16 protein-coding genes are annotated in these 20,329 nt (G+C 67.6%); 12 read left to right on the top strand and 4 right to left on the bottom strand.

Annotation, left to right across the window (positions count from 1 at the left end; translation table 11 throughout):
- Positions 1 to 23 precede the first annotated feature (23 nt).
- From IEV96_RS02800 to def, 3 genes are all read left to right on the top strand, one after another.
- Positions 24 to 3,428 carry a pyruvate carboxylase gene (locus IEV96_RS02800; RefSeq protein WP_188509187.1) on the top strand — a complete coding sequence of 1,135 codons (3,405 nt, stop codon included), beginning with the start codon at positions 24 to 26 and terminating at the stop codon, positions 3,426 to 3,428.
- Positions 3,429 to 3,504: 76 nt separating this feature from the next.
- Entirely contained in the window at positions 3,505 to 4,857 is a 1,353-nt protein-coding gene (locus IEV96_RS02805; protein WP_229732977.1) for a MinD/ParA family ATP-binding protein, read from the top strand.
- Between the two features lie 4 nt (positions 4,858 to 4,861).
- Positions 4,862 to 5,356: a peptide deformylase gene (gene def / locus IEV96_RS02810; protein WP_188509188.1), complete on the top strand. Its 495-nt coding sequence runs from the start codon at positions 4,862 to 4,864 to the stop codon at positions 5,354 to 5,356.
- A gap of 18 nt (positions 5,357 to 5,374) precedes the next feature.
- Here def and IEV96_RS02815 read toward each other — a convergent pair whose 3' ends face one another.
- Positions 5,375 to 7,198, bottom strand: a complete 1,824-nt coding sequence (locus IEV96_RS02815; protein ID WP_188509189.1) for an AMP-dependent synthetase/ligase — start codon at positions 7,196 to 7,198, stop codon at positions 5,375 to 5,377.
- Positions 7,199 to 7,313: 115 nt separating this feature from the next.
- Here IEV96_RS02815 and IEV96_RS02820 point away from each other — a divergent pair, with 115 nt between their 5' ends.
- The 3 genes from IEV96_RS02820 to IEV96_RS02830 all read left to right on the top strand — a co-directional run bounded on the left by IEV96_RS02820 (position 7,314) and on the right by IEV96_RS02830 (position 10,503).
- Positions 7,314 to 8,261: an ROK family glucokinase gene (locus tag IEV96_RS02820; protein ID WP_188509190.1), complete on the top strand. Its 948-nt coding sequence runs from the start codon at positions 7,314 to 7,316 to the stop codon at positions 8,259 to 8,261.
- A 31-nt stretch (positions 8,262 to 8,292) separates the two neighbouring features.
- On the top strand, positions 8,293 to 9,039 hold the full coding sequence (locus IEV96_RS02825) for a lysophospholipid acyltransferase family protein (RefSeq protein WP_188509191.1): 747 nt from the start codon (positions 8,293 to 8,295) through the stop codon (positions 9,037 to 9,039).
- Positions 9,040 to 9,132: 93 nt separating this feature from the next.
- Entirely contained in the window at positions 9,133 to 10,503 is a 1,371-nt protein-coding gene (locus IEV96_RS02830) for a class II 3-deoxy-7-phosphoheptulonate synthase (RefSeq protein WP_229732978.1), read from the top strand.
- Positions 10,504 to 10,560: 57 nt separating this feature from the next.
- On the opposite strand, the gene pknB is transcribed toward IEV96_RS02830, so the two are convergent.
- Both pknB and IEV96_RS02840 read right to left on the bottom strand, forming a co-directional pair.
- On the bottom strand, positions 10,561 to 12,510 hold the full coding sequence (pknB, locus tag IEV96_RS02835) for a Stk1 family PASTA domain-containing Ser/Thr kinase (protein ID WP_188511093.1): 1,950 nt from the start codon (positions 12,508 to 12,510) through the stop codon (positions 10,561 to 10,563).
- Positions 12,511 to 12,613: 103 nt separating this feature from the next.
- Positions 12,614 to 13,846, bottom strand: a complete 1,233-nt coding sequence (locus IEV96_RS02840) for a LysM peptidoglycan-binding domain-containing protein (protein WP_188511094.1) — start codon at positions 13,844 to 13,846, stop codon at positions 12,614 to 12,616.
- 330 nt (positions 13,847 to 14,176) lie between these two features.
- On the opposite strand from IEV96_RS02840, the gene IEV96_RS02845 reads away from it, so the two are divergent.
- Positions 14,177 to 14,515 (top strand): Rv2175c family DNA-binding protein, encoded by a 339-nt coding sequence (locus tag IEV96_RS02845; RefSeq protein ID WP_188509192.1) that lies wholly within the window; start codon positions 14,177 to 14,179, stop codon positions 14,513 to 14,515.
- Positions 14,516 to 14,538: 23 nt separating this feature from the next.
- On the opposite strand, the gene IEV96_RS02850 is transcribed toward IEV96_RS02845, so the two are convergent.
- On the bottom strand, positions 14,539 to 15,657 hold the full coding sequence (locus tag IEV96_RS02850) for a polyprenyl synthetase family protein (RefSeq protein WP_188509193.1): 1,119 nt from the start codon (positions 15,655 to 15,657) through the stop codon (positions 14,539 to 14,541).
- A 77-nt stretch (positions 15,658 to 15,734) separates the two neighbouring features.
- Between IEV96_RS02850 and IEV96_RS02855 the strand changes: the two genes are divergently transcribed.
- The 5 genes from IEV96_RS02855 (at position 15,735) to IEV96_RS02875 (ending at position 20,316) form a co-directional block, all read left to right on the top strand.
- Positions 15,735 to 16,106 (top strand): SCO2097 family morphological protein, encoded by a 372-nt coding sequence (locus IEV96_RS02855; protein WP_188509194.1) that lies wholly within the window; start codon positions 15,735 to 15,737, stop codon positions 16,104 to 16,106.
- 234 nt (positions 16,107 to 16,340) lie between these two features.
- The gene (gene mraZ / locus IEV96_RS02860; protein WP_188509195.1) at positions 16,341 to 16,772 is read left to right on the top strand and encodes a division/cell wall cluster transcriptional repressor MraZ; all 432 of its coding nucleotides are present in this window, start codon (positions 16,341 to 16,343) and stop codon (positions 16,770 to 16,772) included.
- 103 nt (positions 16,773 to 16,875) lie between these two features.
- A complete protein-coding gene (gene rsmH / locus IEV96_RS02865) occupies positions 16,876 to 17,829 on the top strand; it encodes a 16S rRNA (cytosine(1402)-N(4))-methyltransferase RsmH (RefSeq protein ID WP_188509196.1) in 954 nt (317 codons plus the stop codon).
- On the top strand, positions 17,826 to 18,470 hold the full coding sequence (gene ftsL / locus IEV96_RS02870) for a cell division protein FtsL (RefSeq protein WP_188509197.1): 645 nt from the start codon (positions 17,826 to 17,828) through the stop codon (positions 18,468 to 18,470). Before rsmH ends, ftsL begins: the two co-directional genes overlap by 4 nt.
- Before the next feature lie 82 nt (positions 18,471 to 18,552).
- Positions 18,553 to 20,316, top strand: a complete 1,764-nt coding sequence (locus IEV96_RS02875) for a peptidoglycan D,D-transpeptidase FtsI family protein (protein ID WP_229732985.1) — start codon at positions 18,553 to 18,555, stop codon at positions 20,314 to 20,316.
- Positions 20,317 to 20,329 lie beyond the last annotated feature (13 nt).

Consider the following 20,329-nt stretch of genomic DNA (forward strand, 5'->3'; position numbering starts at 1 on the left):
TGCGGTGTGCCGAAGGGGCTCAATTGTTCAAGAAGATTCTCGTCGCCAACCGAGGTGAAATTGCGATCCGTGCTTTCCGGGCTGCCTACGAGCTCGGTGCCAAGACCGTGGCGGTGTTCCCCTACGAGGACCGCAACTCGATGCACCGGCTGAAGGCCGACGAGGCATACCAGATCGGCGAGCCGGGTCACCCGGTGCGCGCGTACCTCGACGTCGACGAGATCATCCGGGTCGCCGTCGAGTGCGGCGCGGACGCCATTTACCCGGGTTATGGCTTCCTCTCCGAGAATCCCGACCTCGCACAGGCCGCCGCGGCCGCGGGCATCACCTTCATCGGCCCGCCCACCAAGGTGCTGCAGATGGCAGGCAACAAGGTCACCGCGAAGGAACACGCGATCGCCGCGAACGTGCCCGTTCTCAAGTCGACGGCCGCCAGCAAAGACATCGAACTGCTGCTCGAGCAGGCCGCCGACATCGGCTTCCCGATCTTCGCGAAGGCCGTCGCCGGAGGCGGTGGACGCGGAATGCGCCGCGTGAACACACAGGAAGAACTCAGGGGAGCGCTCGAGGAAGCGATGCGCGAGGCCGACAGCGCCTTCGGCGACGCCACCATGTTCCTCGAGCAGGCCGTCGTGCGCCCGCGTCACATCGAGGTCCAGATCCTCGCTGACGCCCACGGCGGCACCGTGCACCTGTTTGAGCGCGACTGCTCGGTGCAGCGGCGCCACCAGAAGGTCATCGAGATCGCCCCCGCGCCGAACCTCGACGAGAACATCCGCCAGGCCATGTACCGCGACGCCATCGCGTTCGCGAAGTCGATCGGCTACGTGAACGCCGGCACGGTCGAGTTCCTCCTCGACACGGTGGGGGAGCGCGCGGGCAAGCACTTCTTCATCGAGATGAACCCGCGCATCCAGGTCGAGCACACCGTGACCGAGGAGGTCACCGACGTCGACCTCGTGCAGTCGCAAATGCGCATCGCGTTCGGCCAGAGCCTGGCCGAGCTCGGCCTCGAACAGCAGGACATCCACCTGCGCGGCGCCGCCCTGCAGTGCCGCATCACCACGGAGGACCCGGCCGCCGGCTTCCGCCCCGACACCGGCAAGATCACCACCTACCGCTCGCCCGGCGGCGCGGGCATCCGCCTCGACGGCGGAACGGTGAGCGCCGGCGCGCAGATCTCCCCGCACTTCGACTCCATGCTGGTGAAGATGACGTGCCGCGGCCGCAACTTCGCCGCGGCCGTCACACGGGCACGCCGTGGTCTCGCCGAGTTCCGGCTGCGCGGTGTCTCCACCAACATCCCGTTCCTGCAGGCCGTGCTCGACGACCCCGACTTCATCGCCGGCGACCTCAGCACCTCGTTCATCGAGGAACGCCCCCAGCTGCTCAACTCGCACCAGTCGAAGGACCGCGGCACCAAGATCCTCAACTGGCTCGCCGATGTGACGGTCAACCAGCCCAACGGCGATGGCGCCGGCCTCATCAGCCCGCAGGTCAAGCTGCCGGTCGTCGACCTCGAGGCGGAGGCTCCCGCCGGGTCTCGACAGAAGCTGCTCGAGCTCGGCCCCGTCGGATTCGCGACCGCCCTGCGCGCGCAGACCGCCCTCGCCGTGACGGACACCACGTTCCGCGACGCCCACCAGTCGCTACTCGCCACCCGCGTGCGCACCCGCGACCTGGTCGCGGTGCTGCCGCACGTCGCGCGCATGACGCCCGAGCTGCTCTCCGTCGAGGCCTGGGGCGGGGCGACCTACGACGTCGCGCTGCGCTTCCTCGGCGAAGACCCCTGGGAACGCCTGGCCACGATGCGCGAGGCGCTGCCGAACATCAACATCCAGATGCTGCTGCGCGGCCGCAACACCGTCGGCTACACCCCGTACCCGACGAAGGTGACCGACGCGTTCGTGCGCGAGGCCGCGTCGACGGGTGTCGACATCTTCCGCATCTTCGACGCGCTCAATGACGTCTCGCAGATGCGCCCGGCGATCGACTCGGTGCTCGAGACGGGCAGCACCCTCGCCGAGGTGGCGTTCTGCTACACGGGCGACCTGCTCGACCCGAACGAGAAGCTCTACACCCTCGACTACTACCTGCGTCTCGCCGAACAGATCGTCGACACCGGCGCGCACGTGCTCGCCATCAAGGACATGGCCGGCGTTATGCGCGCGGGAGCCGCCGAGACGCTCGTCACCGCCCTGCGGGAGCGTTTCGACCTCCCGGTGCACGTGCACACGCACGACACCGCCGGCGGCCAGCTGGCCACCTTGCTCGCTGCGGCCCGCGCGGGCGCCGACGCGGTCGACGTCGCCAGCGCGCCGATGGCCGGCACCACGAGCCAGCCCTCCGCCTCGGCGCTCGTCGCCGCGCTCGCCCACACCGATCGTGACACCGGCCTCTCGCTGCAGGCCGTGAGCGACCTCGAGCCCTATTGGGAGGCCGTGCGCCACGTCTACAAGCCCTTCGAGTCCGGCCTCGCCGGCCCGACCGGCCGCGTCTACCGGCACGAGATCCCCGGCGGCCAGCTGTCCAACCTGCGCCAGCAGGCGATCGCCCTCGGCCTGGCCGACCAGTTCGAGAAGATCGAGGACCTCTACGCCGCGGCGAACGAGATGCTCGGACGCCCGCCCAAGGTGACCCCGTCGTCGAAGGTGGTGGGCGACCTCGCCCTCGCCCTCGCCGCCGCGGACGCCGACCCGGCCGACTTCGAGGAGAACCCCTCCAAGTACGACATCCCCGACTCGGTCATCGGCTTTATGGCCGGCGAGCTCGGAGAACTGCCCGGCGGATGGCCGGAGCCGTTCAGATCGAAAGTACTCGCCGGCCGCACGGTTAAAATCGGCGTCGAGGAGCTGAGCGCATCCGACCTCGAGGCCCTTGACAGCGACCCCAAGACCCGTCGTGCCGCCCTCAACCGTCTGCTCTTCGCCGCTCCGGCGAAGACCTACGAGCAGGTCCGCGAGAACTACGGCGACCTCTCGGTGCTCGACACCACCGACTACCTCTACGGCCTGCACCAGGGCGTCGAGCACGTCGTCGCGATCGACAAGGGCGTGAGCCTGTTCGTCGGGCTCGAGGCGATCGGCGACGCGGACGACAAGGGCATCCGCACGGTGATGGCCACGTTGAACGGCCAGCTGCGCCCAGTGTTTGTGCGGGACAGGGGCATTTCGGTGACCACCGCGAGTGCCGAGAAGGCGGATGCCGCGGTGCCCGGCCACGTCGCGGCGCCGTTCTCCGGCGTCGTCACGGTGCAGGTCGAGGTGGGCGACACGGTCGAGGTCGGCCAGAGTGTCGCGACCATCGAGGCGATGAAAATGGAGGCCGCCATCACGTCCAGCGTCGCCGGAACCGTCGTCCGTCTGGCGATCCCGAAGACGCAACAGGTCGACGGCGGCGACCTGCTGCTCGAGGTCAAGGCGAAGTAGTTTCGCACTAGCGGGCGGGCCACGGCGGCTCGGGCAGTAAACTGAGGGTTGTACTGCACCGAAAGGGAATGCCGCCGTGGCTATTAGACGCATAAGGGAAGACGGGTCGATCCAGGTTCTCGACGACGAGACCGCCGACTCCACCCCCGAAACTGGAGAGTTCCACAGCGAGCTCGCCGACGACTCCGGTGCCGACCTCGCTGCCGCCCTGCCCGAGAGCCTGACGGTGAACGTCGAGCTGCCCGCGCCGGTGCACTCCGCGCCCGAAGACGAAGTGGCCGTCGCGATCGACGAGAACACGATCAACCCCGGGGAGGTCGTGCTCAGCGCCGATCCCACGACGACCACCATCTCGGTCGTCGCCGAAGACGTGACCATCCACCCGGAAGAGCCCGTCGTCGAGCCGAAGGTCATCCCCGAGCTGCCCACGGCCGACCGCCAGTTCAGCCGCCGTGACCGTCTTCGCGGCCAGACGTCGAACGCTCCCGAGACCGCGGCGATGCTCACCGCAGACCGCCTGCTCGAGACCAAGGGCAAGCGCCGTCACGCGCCCGAGGGCGGCTGGCCCGCCTTCGTCTACGCCGCCTCGCTGCACACTATCAACCTCGGCGACTCGCAGAAGGTGCGCGAGCGCAAGGCGGTCGAGGCCCGCATCGACCGGCAATGGGAGGGCTCGGCACGGTTCGTGCCCGTACTCACCCGCAAGGGCGGCGTCGGAAAGACCACGATCACCACCATCATGGGGATGGCGTTCGCCGACGCGCGCGAAGACCGCATCGTGGCTATCGACGCCAACCCCGACCGCGGAACCCTCGCCGAGCGCATCAACAAGCAGACCCGCGCGACCGTGCGCGACGTCGTGACCCGCGCCCCCTCGATCAACGGCTTCACCGACTTCTCGACCCTCGTCTCCCGCGACGAGACCCGGCTCGACGTGCTGGCTTCCGACACCGACCCGCTGCTCTCCGAGGCGTTCGACGAGAACGACTACAACGTCGTCGCCGACCTCACCGAGCGGTACTACTCGCTCGTGCTCACCGACTGCGGAACCGGCATCGTGCACTCGGTCATGCGGGCCACCCTGCAGCGCGCCGATTCGATCGTGATCGTGTCGGGCGGCAGCGTCGACGAGGCCAGGCTCGCCTCCGAGACCCTCACCTGGCTCGAGGCCAACGGCTACGGCGACCTCGTGCGCAATGCCGTCGTCGCTCTCAACACGGCGACTCAGGGCACCAACCTGATCAAGCTCGAGGAGATCGAGGCCCACTTCCGTTCGCGCGTGCGCGAGATCGTGCGCATCCCGTACGACCCGCAGCTCGCCGCCGGTTCCGTCGTCAACTACCGCGAACTGCGCCCCATCACGCGCAACGCGGCCCGCGAGCTCGCGGCCCTCGTCGCCGACGGCCTGCCCGTCCGTCGTAACTCGTAGCGCCGTGACGGTCAGAGAGATCCGCCTCTTCGGCGACCCCGTTCTCCGTTCCTCCTGCGACCCGATCCGCCCGGGCGACGCCAAAGCCTCGGCACTCATCGGCGACCTGCTCGACACCGTGCGCGTGCCGGGCCGCGCCGGCGTCGCCGCGAACCAGATCGGCGTCGGACAGCGCGCCTTCAGCTACAACGTCGACGACGTCGTCGGGTACATCATCAACCCGGTGCTGGTCGAGGTGTCGGGGGAACCACACACCGTCGACGAGGGCTGCCTGTCGGTTCCCGGCTTCTACTTCCCGCGGTTGCGCTACCCGTACGCCCGCGTCACCGGCATCGACCTCGAGGGCAACCCGGTCGAGCTGAAAGGCGACGGCCTCATGGCCCAGGCCCTCCAGCACGAAACCGACCACCTCGACGGGCACCTCTTCATCGAGGGGCTCGAGCCCGAAGCGAAGCGCGAGGCGATGAAGCTCATCCGCCAGTCGGAGTGGTGGGCGTAGCGCCTGCTTCGGGCAGTGCTACTTGAGGCTCAACCCCATCGTGGCGTTGTTGTCGCTGTAGAGGTCCGCGATCTCCTGGGCGAAGTCCTCGAGGATCACGGCCCGTTTGATACTGAGCTTGGGCGTCAGATGACCGCTCGCCTCGGTCAGTTCGGTCTTCAGGATCGCGAACTTGCGGATCGACTCGGCCCGCGACACGAGCGCGTTCGCCGCGTCGATGGCCTTCTGGATCTCCGCGACGACGCGCGGGTTGACGGATGCCTCGGCGAGAGTGAGCGACGTGTCCTCGCCGTTGTTCTTCAGCCAGGTCGGCAGCATGTCGGCGTCGAGCGTCACGAGGGCGGCGATGAACGGCTTCTTGTCGCCCACCACGATGACCTGGCCGACGAGCGGGTTCGCGCGAATCGGATCCTCGAGCGCCGCGGGGGAGACGTTCTTGCCGCCGGCGGTGACGATGATCTCCTTCTTACGTCCGGTGATGGTGAGATAGCCGTCGGTGTCGACGGCGCCGATGTCGCCGGTCTTGAACCACTCGCCGTCCATGACCTCGGCCGTGGCCTCCGGGTTGTTCCAGTAGCCGCCGAAGACGTTCACGCCCTTGATCGAGATCTCGCCGTCGTCGCCGATGCGGATGCCGACGCCGGGCAGCGCCGGTCCGGTCGTGCCGATCTTGAACTTGTCCGGCAGGTTCACGGTCGCCGGCGCGGTGGACTCGGTGAGTCCGTAGCCCTCGAGGATGCGCAGGTCGAGGCTGCGGAAGAAGTGACCGAGGCGCGGCCCGAGCGGGGCGGAACCGGAGACGGCGAACTTCACCCGTCCGCCGAGCGCCGCGCGGATCTTGCTGAGCACGAGCCGGTCGTAGAGCGCGAACTGCAGCTTGAGGCCGAGCGGCACCGTGCCCGCGTCGAGGGCCTTCGAGTGCGCGATCGCCACGTCGGCGGCTTTGCGGAAGATCTTGCCCTTGCCGGCGCTCTCGGCCTTCTGCTCCGAGGAGTTGTAGACCTTCTCGAACACGCGGGGCACCGCGAGGAGGAAGGTCGGCCGGAACGACGCCATCGACGGCAGCAGCAGCTTGGTGTCGGGCTGGTGGCCGACCTTCACGCCGGCGTGGATGGAGAGCACCGAGATGAAGCGGGCGAAGATGTGCGCGGTCGTGATGAAGAGCAGGGTGGATGATCCGGGCGCCAGCACCTCGTGCATCACGACGGCGGCGTTCCTGGTGAGTTCCACGAAGTTGGAGTGGGTGAGGACGACGCCCTTGGGGCGGCCGGTCGACCCGGACGTGTAGATCAGTGTCGCCACGTCGGAACCCGTGGCGATCGAACGACGGCGTTCGACCTCGGCGTCCGTGACATCCGCCCCCGATGCCGCGAGCTTCTTCAGGTCTCCGAGGTCGACCTGCCATACGTTCTCGATGGTGTCGATGTCGCCGCGCACCTCGTCGAACTTGGCGAAATGGTCGGCGGTCTCGAGGATGATCGACGTGGCGCCGGAATCGGTGAGGTTCCATAGAACCTGGGTGGGCGAGGACGTCTCGTAGATCGGCACCATGATGGCGCCGCTGAACCAGAGGGCGAAGTCGACGAGTGTCCACTCATACCGGGTCTTGCACATGAAGGCGACCTTGTCGCCCGGCTCGACGCCGTTCGCGATGAAGCCCTTCGCGAGGGCCACGACCTGGCGCAGGAACTCCTCGGCCGAGAGATCGGACCAACCGCCGTCGGCGGTGGGGAGAGCGAAGAGCGGCTCTGTGGGCGTCGCTTTGACGCGGGCGACCAGAAGATCGGTCGCGTTGGCATCGGGATCCGGCTCCACCACGGGTGGGACGAAGTATTCGGTCACGGTATCTCCTTTGGCACCGGTCGGACTGCTTGACTTTTCTTACTCTAATGGGGTTTGCCACCGCCGACGCCGCGAAGTCGCGGGGGTGTGCCGCGGCTAACTAGACTGACTCCTCGTGCATGCCATCGGAATAGACATCGGCGGGACCAAAATCGCCGGAGCGCTCGTGAGCGAGAACGGCGAGATCATCGCCGAAGACCGCCAGCCGACACCGGCCGGGGATGCGGCGCACATCGTCGACATCGTCTCCTCGATGATCACGAGGCTGCAGGCCGGGCACGAGGTCGTCGCCGCCGGCGTCGCGGCGGCCGGATTCGTCGACGCGGGCCAATCCACCGTGTACTACGCCCCGAACATCGACTGGCGCAACGAACCGCTGCAGCGCTACATCTCCGAGCGCGTGAGCCTCCCCATCACCGTCGACAACGACGCCAACGCGGCCGGCTGGGCAGAGTTCCGGTTCGGCGCCGGCCGCCTCCTCACCGACATGACGATGCTCACCATCGGCACGGGCGTCGGCGGAGCCATCGTCACCCAGGGCCGCCTCTTCCGCGGCGGCTTCGGCGCCGGCGCGGAGCTCGGCCACCTGCGCGTCGTGCCCGATGGGCTGCCCTGCGGTTGCGGCGCCCGCGGCTGCATCGAACAGTACGGTTCCGGCCGCGCCCTGCTGCGCATGGCCAACGGCATCGCAGACGCCGGCGGCATCGGTCTCGCCCTCGCCGACGCGCGCTCGCGTCACGGCGAACTCAACGGAACCATCGTCGGCGAGATGATCGCCGCTGGCGACCCCGGCGCCGTGAACGCGCTGCAGGAGCTGGGCCGCTGGCTCGGACAGGCCTGCGCCTCCCTCGCCGCCGTTCTCGACCCGCAGGTGTTCGTGTTCGGCGGCGGGGTGTCGGTGGCCGGCGACCTGCTGCTCGACCCGATCCGCGAATCGTTCCTGCAGCACCTCCCGGCGCGCGGGTACCACCCCGAACCCGGCTTCGTGATCGCCGAGCTCGTGAACGACGCGGGGGTGGTCGGCGCGGCCGACCTCGCGCGAATCCACGCGGGCCGGCGTTAGAGTAGTGACCCCAAGCGGAGGCAGATAAACGATGTTCTACTGGTTCATGAAGAACCTCGTGGCCGGCCCGATCCTGAAGACGGTGTTCCGTCCGTGGGTGACGGGTCTCGACAACATCCCGAAAAAGGGTGGCGTCATCATCGCGAGCAACCACCTCTCGTTCATCGACTCGGTCTTCCTGCCGCTCGTGCTCGACCGTCGCATCTTCTTCCTCGCCAAGAGCGACTACTTCAAGGGTCGCGGCCTCAAGGGCTGGGCCACGAAGGCGTTTATGAACGGCACGGGCATGCTGCCCATCGACCGTTCCGGCGGCAAGGCTTCGGAAGCCAGCCTCAACACCGGCCTGAAGGTTCTGCACGACGGCGAGGTGCTCGGCATCTATCCCGAGGGAACCCGCAGCCCCGACGGCAAGCTCTACCGCGGCCGCACCGGCGTGGCCCGGATGATCCTCGAGGGCAATGTGCCCGTCGTGCCCGTCGCCATGATCGACACCGAGAAGGTGATGCCGATCGGAACCAAGATCCCCAAGGTGCAGCGCATCGGGATCGTCATCGGCGAACCGCTCGACTTCTCCCGCTTCGCCGGGCTCGAGGGCGACCGGTTCATCCTGCGCTCCATCACCGACGAGATCATGTACGAGCTCAACCGCCTCAGCGGCCAGGAGTACGTCGACATCTATGCGTCGAGCGTCAAGGACCGTCTCGGCGCCGCTGCTGCGAAGGCCGGCACCGCAGCCAAGGCTGGCGCTGCTGCGGAGGCCGGCGCTGCGAAGCGCTGACCGCGCACTCCGTAACACACCACCCCCGTGCCGATAAGCTCGGTAGTCGGGCCGTCGTGCCCGCCCAGTCCCATCCCCAACGAAGGAAATACCGTGGTAGACCCGTCAGAGCAAGTCGTTCTCGCCGATCCAGCAGTGATCGCCGGGCTCGACTATTGGCGTGAACTGCCCATCAAGCAGCAGCCGGAATGGCCGGATGCCGCGGCTGTCGCCGAGGCGAGCAGCCAGATCGCCAGCTTCCCGCCCCTCGTCTTCGCCGGCGAGGTCGACGAGCTGCGGGGCAAGCTCGCCCGTGCCGCTGCCGGCAACGCGTTCCTGCTGCAGGGCGGCGACTGCGCCGAGACCTTCGCGGGCGCGACCGCCGAGCAGATCAAGAACCGCGTGAAGACCATCCTGCAGATGGCCGTGGTGCTCACCTACGGTGCATCCATGCCCATCGTCAAGATGGGACGTATGGCCGGCCAGTTCGCCAAGCCACGCTCGACCGACACCGAGACGCGGGGAGACGTGACGCTTCCCGCCTACCGCGGCGACATCGTTAACGGCTACCCGTTCACCGCCGAGTCGCGCACCCCCGACCCGCAGCGTCTCGTGCAGGGCTACCACACGGCCGTCTCGACGCTGAACCTCGTGCGCGCCTTCACGCAGGGCGGCTTCGCCGATCTGCGCGAGGTGCACCGCTGGAACCAGGGCTTCGCCCGCAACCCGGCGAACAAGCGCTACGAACTGCTCGCCCGCGACATCGACCGCGCCATCAAGTTCATGGAGGCCGCGGGCGCGGACTTCGAAGAGCTCAAGCGCGTCGACTTCTACGCGAGCCACGAGGGCCTGCTCATGGACTACGAGCGCCCCATGACCCGCATCGACTCGCGCACCGGCACGCCGTACAACACGAGCGCGCACTTCCTCTGGGTGGGTGAGCGCACCCGCGACCTCGACGGCGCGCACATCGACTACTTCTCGCGCGTGCGCAACCCGATAGGTGTGAAGCTGGGCCCGACCACGAGTCCCGACGACATGCTGCGTCTCATCGACAAGCTCGACCCCGACCGCGAACCCGGCCGCCTCACGTTCATCACCCGCATGGGCGCGAGCAAGGTGCGCGACGCGCTGCCGCCGCTGCTCGAGGCCATCAAGGGACACGAGGCGACGCCGCTCTGGGTTTCCGATCCGATGCACGGCAACGGCCTCACCACGTCGACCGGCTACAAGACCCGCCGCTTCGACGACGTGGTCGACGAGGTCAAAGGCTTCTTCGAGGCGCACCGCGCCGCGGGAACGCACCCGGGTGGCATCCACATCGAGCTCACCGGCGACGACGTCACCGAGTGCCTCGGCGGATCAGAGCACATCGACGAGGCCGACCTCGCGACGCGCTACGAGTCGCTCTGCGACCCGCGCCTGAACCACATGCAGTCGCTCGAGTTGGCGTTCCTCGTGGCGGAAGAGCTCGCGGCGGTCTGACAGCCTGAATAGAAAAGGCGGTCCGCTCTGGCGGGCCGCCTTTTCTGTGTCGACGCGTTAGTAGTTCAGGTTGATCTCGATGGTGGCGCCGCGAAGGAGTTGCTCGTCGCCGGGTGTCAGGCTCTTGACGACTACGCGCCTGTCGTTCTGGAAGTCGCCGGGAAGGCTGCTATTCACGTCGCCGACGACAAAGCCGGCACCCTCGAGCGCTTCGCGCGCGGCGGCTAGCGATCCGCCAACGACATCCGGCACCTCGACCAGGTCGGGGCCCTTCGACACGACCAGGTTCACTCCGGCGTCACCCGGGGCGAGCGGGGTGTCGGCGGTCACCGGCTGCATGCTGACGACGCCACCGTCGGCGACGTCGTTGCTGAACACGCGTTCGGGCAGCTCCGTGGCGGCGATGTTCTTGGTGCCAAGAAGGGCGATCGCGTCGTCGACGGGCAGTCCGGTCACGTCGGGTACCGCCCCCGCCGAAACGAGGAAGGTCACAGGCTTCTGGTCGAAGTACTCGTTGCCGGTCGCGAGCTGGATGCGCGCACCGTCGGGACCGACGCCGTAGGTCGCGAGCACGGTGCCTTCGGCGACTCCCTCGTCGAACCGACGTTCGCTGTCGGTCGGTTGGAAGCCGGTCGTCGTCGCGAGGTCTTTTGCGGCCTGCTCGGCCAGGCCGGTGAACTCCGGCACGGGGACGGGCTGCGGGCCCTTGGAGATCTTGAGCGCCACCACCGTGTCGCGAGCCAGGGGGACGCCGAGGGCCGGGTCGGTCTCGGCGACGCTGCCGACGGGCACGTCCACGGAGAACACCTCGTCGCGTGAGTCGGCGACGGAGAGCCCCGCCTCGGTGAGAACCGCCGTCGCGGCATCCGGATTCTGACCGATCACGTCCGACGGCTCCACGGTGACCTGCGACAGCGGGCCCGAGCTCAGCGCCCAGCCGACGCCGCCCGCGGCTCCGGCGAGGAGGATGAACAGCACGATCCACCACCAGGCGCGATTGTGGCGTTTGGTGGCCTGCGCGGTGAGCGCGGCCGTCGCGTCGGAGACCGGGGCCACGGGACCGGACGGCTGTGGGGCGCGGATGACCTGGGTCTGGTCGCCGGTTCCGAAGGTGGTGGCGGCGAAGCCGGCGGCCGGAAGCACGGTGGTGCGCTGGATGATCGACGTCGCACCGGTGGGCAGCGCCGTCTGCAGCTGGTTCTGTGTCTCGATGACCTGCTCGAGCATCACGCGCGCGTCGCGTGGGCGTTCGTTGGGCTCGCGCGCGGTGGCCCAGAGCACGAGCTCGTCGAGCTCGGCCGGCACGTTGGGGTTCTTGGTGCTCGGCGTCGGCACGGAGTCGTTGGCGTGCTGGTAGGCGATCTGCATCGGCTGCTCGCCGCGGAAGGGCTGCTCGCCGGCCAGCATCTCGTACATCATGATGCCGATGGCGTAGATGTCACTGCGTGCGTCGGCGATGCCCCGCGTCACGAGTTCGGGGGAGAGGTAGGCGATCGTGCCGAGCAGGGCGGCACCCGTCGCGGTGTTCGCGCTCACGGCACGGGCCAGTCCGAAGTCGCCGATCTTGATGCGGCCGTCGTCGGCCAGCAGCACGTTCTCGGGCTTCAGGTCACGGTGGACGATGCCCGACTTGTGGGCGGCGGCGAGACCCGCGAGCACGGCCTCGAGGATGTCGAGGGTCTGCTCGGGAGTGAGGATCTTGTGCTCGGTGAGCAGGTCGCGCAGCGTGATGCCGTTGAGGTACTCCATCACGAGGTAGGCCATGTCGCTGTCCTGACCCTGGTCGTAGACGTTGACGACGTTGGGGTGGGCGAGACGCGCGGCGCTTCTCGCCTCCTGGATGAAGCGTTCCTTGAACTGGCTGTCGTCGGCGAGGTGGCCGTGCATGATCTTGATCGCGACGCGACGCTCGAGGCGCAGGTCGGTCGCCAGGTAGACGGTTGCCATTCCGCCGCGGGCGATGCGCGATTTGACCTGATAGCGACCGTCGATGAGACGGCCAATCATCGGGTCGGTAGTCTGCGTGCTCACGTGGCCATTCTAAAGATCGTGGGCCGCAAGACCCCTCCCAACACGGGGTGTTCGCCAACCTCGCCGGGCCGGGCCACGGTTACTTCAGGTCGGCGAGCCAGAAGCGCGCGGAAGCTTCCCATTTCGCGTAGGCGTCGGGGTACGCCGAGATCTGTACCTTCTGCGCCGCCTGCGTCACGGTGAGCGACGACCAGCCCGGGATGTCGAGCAGGCCGCGGGTGATGCCCTTGTTCGGGTTGGTCGGCCCGCCGTAGAAGAGTTTCGCGGCATGGGTCGCGTTCGTGAGCTGACCGACGGAGCCCCAGCCCGAGCTCGGGCGCTGCTGGAACAGGCCGACCGAGTCGAGGTGTCCGTAGTTGAGGTTGCGCATGCTCGACTCCTGCATAGCCGTCGCGAGCGCGATGACGATGCCGTAGTCGCTGACGCCCAGGTTGCGGCCGACCGACACGATGACGCGCGCGTTGGCCTCCATCTCGGCGTCGAGCAGGGTGATGGCGCCGGCGCTGGCCGTCGGGACCGAGGCGGTGACCGCGCCGGGCACGGTGAGCGTGCGGCCGGCGAAGATGACGCTCGTCGTGGTGAGGTTGTTGGCCTTCAGCAGTGACGTGAGGCTCACCTTGAGCTTGCTGGCGATCTTGGTGAGGTTGTCGCCGGAGACGATGGTGTAGGTGCCGGATGACGCGACGGGGGCGGCGGTGACCGGCGCGGATACCGGCGTGGCCTTGACCGGAGTGGCCTTGACCGGAGCGGCCTTCACCGGCGCGGTGGAGGTCGCGCCGCCTGGGATGGCGAGCGACTGTCCGGGGTAGATGATGCTCGAGCCGGCGAGTCCGTTGGCGCTGAGGATGGCCTGCGTGGTCACGCCGAACTTCGACGCGATGCGGCTCACCGTGTCTCCGCTGACGATCGTGTAGCGTCCGCTCGAGGCGGCCGGAGCCGCTGTGATCGCGACCGGGGCCGCGGCGACGGCGCCCGAGTTCAGCTTCAGTTCTTGGCCGGGGAAGATCGTCGACTTCCAGCCGAGGCCGTTGAGGGCGAGCACCGAGGCGGTCGACAGGCCGTACCGGCCGGCGATGCTGCTCACTGTGTCACCGGAGGCGACGCGGTAGGTTGCGGGCGCGGCAGCGGTGCTGGTCTCGCCCTCCGGCGTGGCGTCCGCGACGGGCACGCCCGCGTCCTCGATCGCGACGTCGGCGTCGTCCGCGGCCGGCTTGTGCGCCTTGTCGTTCGATGGCGATTTGGCTTCGACCCGCTCGATCGGACCGGTGAGGTTCATCGACAGGGCGAGCGACCCGACCACGAGGATGGGCATCGTGGCGTACATCGTCTTGCTCAACTTGCTCTGGTCGCGCGAGGCGACCGAACGCACAAACGGTGAGGCGGGAGTCGGCACCAGCCCTGAGAGGATCGTTCCAGCTGTGGTCTGCGTGTCGTGCTCGAAGTTGTGTGACATGAGTTCCCCGTGTTGCTCCCGGCCAGGATGTGCCGCACGCAATTGTGGTGCGACTACTCCAAAGTGGCACAGATGTATATGAGAGTCAATCAGTGTGGATGATGTGACTGGGGTTAATCTGCCTGAAACATTTGCGTCCTGGGCACGTCACTACCGGCGAAAGCAGGTCGGTCGTGGCACTCTTAATGGGTGACTGAAACTCCCGACGCCACGTGGCTCACCGTTCCCGACCTCACCGAACTGCTCGGAATCAAGGTCAGCCAGGTCCGCAGACTGATCGAAGACCGCGCCCTTCTCGCCCGCAAAATCGACGGCGTGTGGAAGGTCCCCGCCGCGTTCATCGTCGACGGCGAGCCCATGAGCGAACTACGCGGAACGCTCGTTGTGCTCGGTGACAGCGGGTTCACCGACGACGAAGCCATGGACTGGCTGTTGAACCCCGAAGACAGCTTGGGCGTCAGCCCCATCGAAGCACTGCACGCCGGGCGCAAGGCCGAGGTCCGTCGCGTCGCCCAGGCGCTGGGCTAGTACCACTTTACCCGGTACCGCGACTAGGCGGTGCGCTGGATGACCGTGTCGGCAAGCTGCGTGAGCTGAGCCCGCGCACTCGCGCTGAGCGGGGCATCCTGTAGGGCCGCCCTCGCCAGACCCACGTTGTGCGCGATGATGCGTTCGACCCGGTCGATCGCGCCGCTCTCACGGATGATGCCCTGCAGGACCTGCACCTGCTGGGCGTCGAGCTCGGGGTCGCCGAGCAACTCGTCGAGGAGCGTTCGCGCGTTGGCGGGCAGCGCGGTCCGGGCGAGCGCGATGATGACCGTGCGCTTGCCCTCGCGCAGGTCGTCGCCGGCCGGTTTTCCCGTCACCTGCGGGTCGCCGAAGACGCCGAGCAGGTCGTCGCGCAGCTGGTACGCAACACCGAGTGGGAGTCCGAAGCCGCGGAGCGACTCCGTCTGTTCGGCCGTGGCACCGCCGAGCGCAGCCCCGATCGCGAGGGGCGCCTCCACGCTGTACTTCGCCGACTTGTAGACGATGACCCGGTGGGCGCGGGGGAGCAGCTCGCTCTCGGGGTGATTGCGCCAGGCGTTCTCCTCGACGATGTCGAGGTACTGGCCCACGGTGACCTCGGTGCGCATGAGGTTGAACTCCTTGCGCGCCGCCGCCGCCGCGTCGGGGTCGGAGAGCGTGCGCAGGCCGGAATCGAACACCTCGTCGCTCCAACCGAGCAGCAGGTCACCGAGCAGGAGGCCGGCCGAGTCGCCGAAGGTACGGGCGCTGCCGAGCCACGCGTTGTCGGTGTGGAGCGATTCGAAGCGCTTGTGGGCCGACGGACGGCCGCGGCGCGTATCGGAGTTGTCCATGATGTCGTCGTGCACGAGTGCGGCCGCGTGGAACACCTCGAGGGCGGCGGCGGCGGTCACGACGGCGGGGAAGTCGACGCTCGTGGCATCTTCCGTCACGTCGAACCCGATTCCCGGGGTACTCACGGAATGCCAGCCCCAGTAACAGAAGAGTGCACGGAAGCGCTTCCCTCCCGACAGCAGATCCCGCGAGAACCCGAGGAAATCGTCGATCTCGGGGGCGATCGCCGTCAATTGCGGTGCCCGATCCTCCAGAAATTCGTCTATGCGTTCTTGAACCAGATCAACTAACCGCGTACTCTCAGCCACACTCATAGCCTAGCGAGCCTCGCGAGGCGTAACATTGAACTCAATCGCGTCAACAATCCGAGCCGGAGGGGATCAGGATGCCACTTTCCGAGCAGGAGCAGCGTCTCCTGGAAGAGATGGAGCGGGGTCTCTACCAAAACGACGCCGATTTCGTCGCGACAGTAGGCCAGCGCAGAGGTAAGCCCAACTACACGGTCGTAGTGGTCGGTGCCCTGCTCGCGGTACTCGGTATCGCCACGCTGCTCGTCGGCGTCGTCATCCAGCAGCCGCTGGTGGGCGTTCTCGGATTCATCATCATGTTCGGCGGGGTACTGCTCGCCATCGCCCCGCCGCGCAGGCTGCAGGCCGCCGCCCCCGAACGCAAACCGGGCAAGCCGACGAAGGCCACCGGGTTTATGGACGGGCTCGGCAATCGCTGGGACAAGCGCCAGGGCGAACGAGGCCGCTAAAACCCCGCCATCCGTCAAAAGCAGGACCGACCCCCGGGTCGGTCCTTTTTTTGTGCCCAAAACTGCCCCGAAACAGCCAAAATCACTCCATTTCCCTCCACCCGCTATACGCCGCATATTTGCTGGGCTGTTTGCCCCCAGAACGGGAATATATCCGGGGTTTCCTAGTTTTGTGGTGGATTGTGGAGTAAAGTGGAGGATATCTATCCGGGCCGGAGTGAAGGGGAGTGTTCCGTGTTTCTTGGCACCTACGCCCCCAAGCTCGACGACAAAGGCCGGGTCATCCTTCCCGCGAAGTTTCGCGACGAGCTCTCCGGCGGGCTTGTCATCACGCGCGGTCAGGAACGCTGCCTCTACGTCTTCACCGAACGCGAGTTCGAGAACGTGCACGAGAAGATCCGACAGGCGCCCGTCTCGAACAAGCAGGCGCGCGACTTCCTGCGCGTGTTCCTCTCCGGTGCCAGCCAGGAACGCCCCGACAACCAGCACCGCGTCACCATCCCGGCGACGCTGCGCGACTACGCCAACCTCGGCCGCGACCTGACGATCATCGGAGCGGGCAGCCGCGCCGAGATCTGGGACACCGAGACCTGGAACGCCTACTACGAGAGCACCGAGGCCGCGTTCTCCGACACCGACGAGGAGGTGATCCCCGGACTCTTCTAGATCGCCGGCAGTGACTCCCAGCCGATTTGCCCTGACTTTCTTCCCCGATGTCAGGTCACTCCGGATGGGGATCAGTGCCAGTGAGGCAAGGAACCGAAAGATTATGAGCGACAACGACATCCACACCCCGGTGAACCTCGAGCGCAGCATCGAGCTCCTAAGCCCCGCGCTCGAACGTGACGGAGCCGTCCTCGTCGACGCCACCCTGGGAATGGGCGGACACGCCGAGGCCTTCCTTACGCGCTTCCCCGGCATCACCTTCGTCGGCATCGACCGCGACACCGACGCGCTGGCGATCGCGGGGAAGCGTCTCGCGCCGTTCGGCGACCGGGTGCACCTCGTGCACGCCGTCTACGACGAGATCCCCGACGCGCTCGACGCCCTCGGCATCCCCGAGGTGTCCGCCTACCTCTTCGACCTCGGCGTCTCGTCGCTGCAGCTCGACGAGGTCGACCGCGGCTTCTCCTACTCCAAGGACGCCCCGCTGGACATGCGTATGGATGCGACGTCGCCGCTCACCGCGGAGCGCATCCTCGCCGAGTACAGCGAATTCGAACTTCGTCGGATCTTCTATGACTACGGCGAGGAGAAGCTCGCCCCTCGCTACGCGAGCAAGATCGTGCAGCGTCGCGAGATCGAACCGTTCGTTCGTTCGTCGCAGCTCGTCGAGGTCATCATCGCCGCGACGCCGGCGGCGGTGCAGCGAGCAGGTCACCCCGCGAAGCGGGTGTTCCAGGCCCTCCGCATCGAGGTGAACCAGGAGCTCGCCGTGCTTGAGCGCGCCATTCCCGCGGCGATCGACACGCTCGAGGTCGGCGGCCGCATCGTCGTGCTCTCCTACCAGTCGCTCGAGGACCGCATCGTCAAGCGCATCCTCGCGGCCCGATCGGCATCGACCGCGCCCGCCGGACTGCCGGTCGAGCTTCCCGAACACCGCCCTGAACTCAAGCTGCTCGTTCGCGGAGCCGAACTCGCGTCCGAGGCCGAAAAGGCCGCCAACCCCCGAGCGACACCCGTGCGACTGCGCGCCGCCGAACGACTGAGGAGAATCACGTGAGCAACCTTGCTTTCGCCACACCGCTGCGCGCCCCCGCCGAAGAACAGCACCCGCGCCACATCGAGATCGTCTCGAGCCGCGCACAGCGTCGCGCCCGGCCGCGCGCCGTCTACGCGGTCGTCGCCGTCGCCGGACTCTTCGTGCTGTTCATCGCCCAGCTGCTGCTGAGCATCGTCGTCTCCGACGGCGCGTACCGCATCGCCGCCCTGCAGACCTCGCAGCGCGACCTCGGACGCGAGCAGCAGGCTCTCAGCGAGCAGCTCGACATGCTCTCGTCGCCGCAGAACCTCGCGACGCAGGCCGAGTCGCTCGGCATGGTGCTGAGCAACACCAACCCCGTCTTCCTCCGTCTCGCCGACGGCGCCATCCTCGGCACGGCGGCGGCCGCCGACGCCGGCGAGAGCGTCATCACCGGCAGCGCGGGCAGCCTCGTTCCCAACTCGCTGCTCGGGGGCGTGCCGCTGGTCACCGCGACGCCCACCGTGGACCCGGCGGCAGCCGCGGACGCGGCTGCTGCCGCGGCGGCCGCCGGCGCCGCCGCGACCGCGGGTCAGGCCGCCGCTGGCGCGCCTGCGACGGCCCCGACCCCCGGGTCTGTACCGTCGAACCCGACAACGTTGCCCTCGCCCGTCACCCGCTGATCGCGATCGGGCCGGCTCCCGCGGTTAGTGGGGGAGCCGGGCAACCGGGGGAACCGGGCAGTCAAGGTAAGGAATCGATGCAGTGAACGACGCTCGCAAGACCAAACGACGCACGGCGCTGGCGGTTCTCGCCATTTTCGCTGTCGTCGCTCTGTTTGTGGTGCGCCTCGTCGACATCCAGGTCGTGAGCGCCGCAGAACTCAACAAGGAATCGTTGAGCAAGCGGTCGGTGAGCCAGACGACCTACGGTTCCCGCGGCAACATCGTCGACACCAACGGCAACGTCCTCGCCGACAGCGTCGACCGGTTCGACATCACCGCGAGCCCTCTGCTCGTGAATACCTTCGAGCGCGAGACCGACGACGGCGCGTCGAGCGTCGAGGTTCCCGTCACCGACGCCATCGCCGAATTGTCGGTCGCGACCGGCGCCACCGTCGCCGACATCACGACCGCCCTCACCGAGAAGCCCGGCTCGAACTTCGCCTACGTGGCCAAGTCGGTGACGCTCGAACAGCTCACCGCGGTGCGCGCGCTCGGCATCCCCTGGGTCTACGACGTCCTGCACCCGAGCCGCACCTACCCGATGGGCAGCGTGGCCGGCAACCTCGTGGGCTTCATCGGAACCGACGGCCCGCAGAACGGCCTGGAAGTCACGCAGGACACGTGCGTCGGCAGCGCCAACGGGACCTCCACCTACGAGCGTGGGGCCGACGGCATCCGAATCCCCGGCAGCACGGTCACGACCAAGGAAGCCAGCGACGGCGGCACCCTCAAGCTCACGATCGACAGCGACTTCCAGTGGTACGCCCAGCAGACCCTCGCCCAGCGCTCGATGGAACTCGGCGCCGACTGGGGGACCATCGTCGTCGTCCGTGTGAGCGACGGGCACCTGATGGCCGTCGCCGACTACCCCTCGGTCGACCCGAACAACGTCGACGGTGTCTCGAGCAGCGACCTCGGGTCGCGCGCGTTCAGCTCACCGTTCGAGCCGGGCTCCACCATGAAGTCGCTCACCATAGCGTCGCTGCTCGACGCCGGCACCATCACACCGACGACCACGGTCAACGTGCCCGGCCGACGCGACCTCGGCAACGGCCAGTCGATCAAGGACTCCTGGGCGCACGGCGACATCCGCTACACGGCGACGGGCATCCTCACGAACTCGTCCAACATCGGCACGTCGTACCTCACCGACTCGCTGCCCAACAAGGAAGCGCGTCGCGACTACATGACGAAGTTCGGGTTGAACTCGCTCACCGCGGTGAACTTCCAGGGCGAATCATCCGGTCTCATCCTCCCCACCAGCCAGTGGGACGCCGTCACCAACTACGCCGTGCAGTTCGGCCAGGGCATGACGGCGACCTCGGCGCAGATGGCCTCGGCCTATCAGGCGCTCGGCAACAACGGCGTCCGCATGCCGCTGACCCTCGTCGAGGGCTGCACGCTCCCTGACGGCACGGTGACCGGACTGCCGTCGACCGAGGGAACCCGGGTCGTCTCCGAAAGCGCCGCCGACACGACGGTCGCGATGATGGAGAACGTCGTCAACCAGGGCAGCCTGAAGAACGCGCTCACCATCCCCGGCTACAACGTGGCGGCGAAGACCGGAACCGCCGAGGTCGCGGACGCCAGCGGTTACGGCAGCGACCGCATCATCTCGATCGCCGGTCTCGTTCCGGCCGAGGCGCCCGAGTACGCGATTGTGGTCACCTTTGCCAAGCCGGATACCATGAAGACATCGGGCGCCGTGGCGTCCACGTTCAAGAAGATCACGACACAGGTGATCAAGACCTTCAAGATCGCACCCTCGACGGTGCCGCCCACGCAGTTCCCGCTCAACTACTGATGCGCGACGTGGG

Source organism: Conyzicola nivalis (assembly GCF_014639655.1).
In the GTDB taxonomy this organism is placed as follows: Bacteria; Actinomycetota; Actinomycetes; order Actinomycetales; family Microbacteriaceae; genus Conyzicola; species Conyzicola nivalis.

What these genes read in the sequence shown, in the direction of transcription:
- IEV96_RS02825 (WP_188509191.1), top strand. Translation starts at nt 8,293, where the DNA reads ATGTTCTACTGGTTCATGAAGAACCTCGTGGCCGGCCCGATCCTGAAG.
- pknB (WP_188511093.1), bottom strand. Translation starts at nt 12,510, where the DNA reads ATGATTGGCCGTCTCATCGACGGTCGCTATCAGGTCAAATCGCGCATC.
- IEV96_RS02840 (WP_188511094.1), bottom strand. Translation starts at nt 13,846, where the DNA reads ATGCCCATCCTCGTGGTCGGGTCGCTCGCCCTGTCGATGAACCTCACC.
- IEV96_RS02855 (WP_188509194.1), top strand. Translation starts at nt 15,735, where the DNA reads ATGCCACTTTCCGAGCAGGAGCAGCGTCTCCTGGAAGAGATGGAGCGG.
- rsmH (WP_188509196.1), top strand. Translation starts at nt 16,876, where the DNA reads ATGAGCGACAACGACATCCACACCCCGGTGAACCTCGAGCGCAGCATC.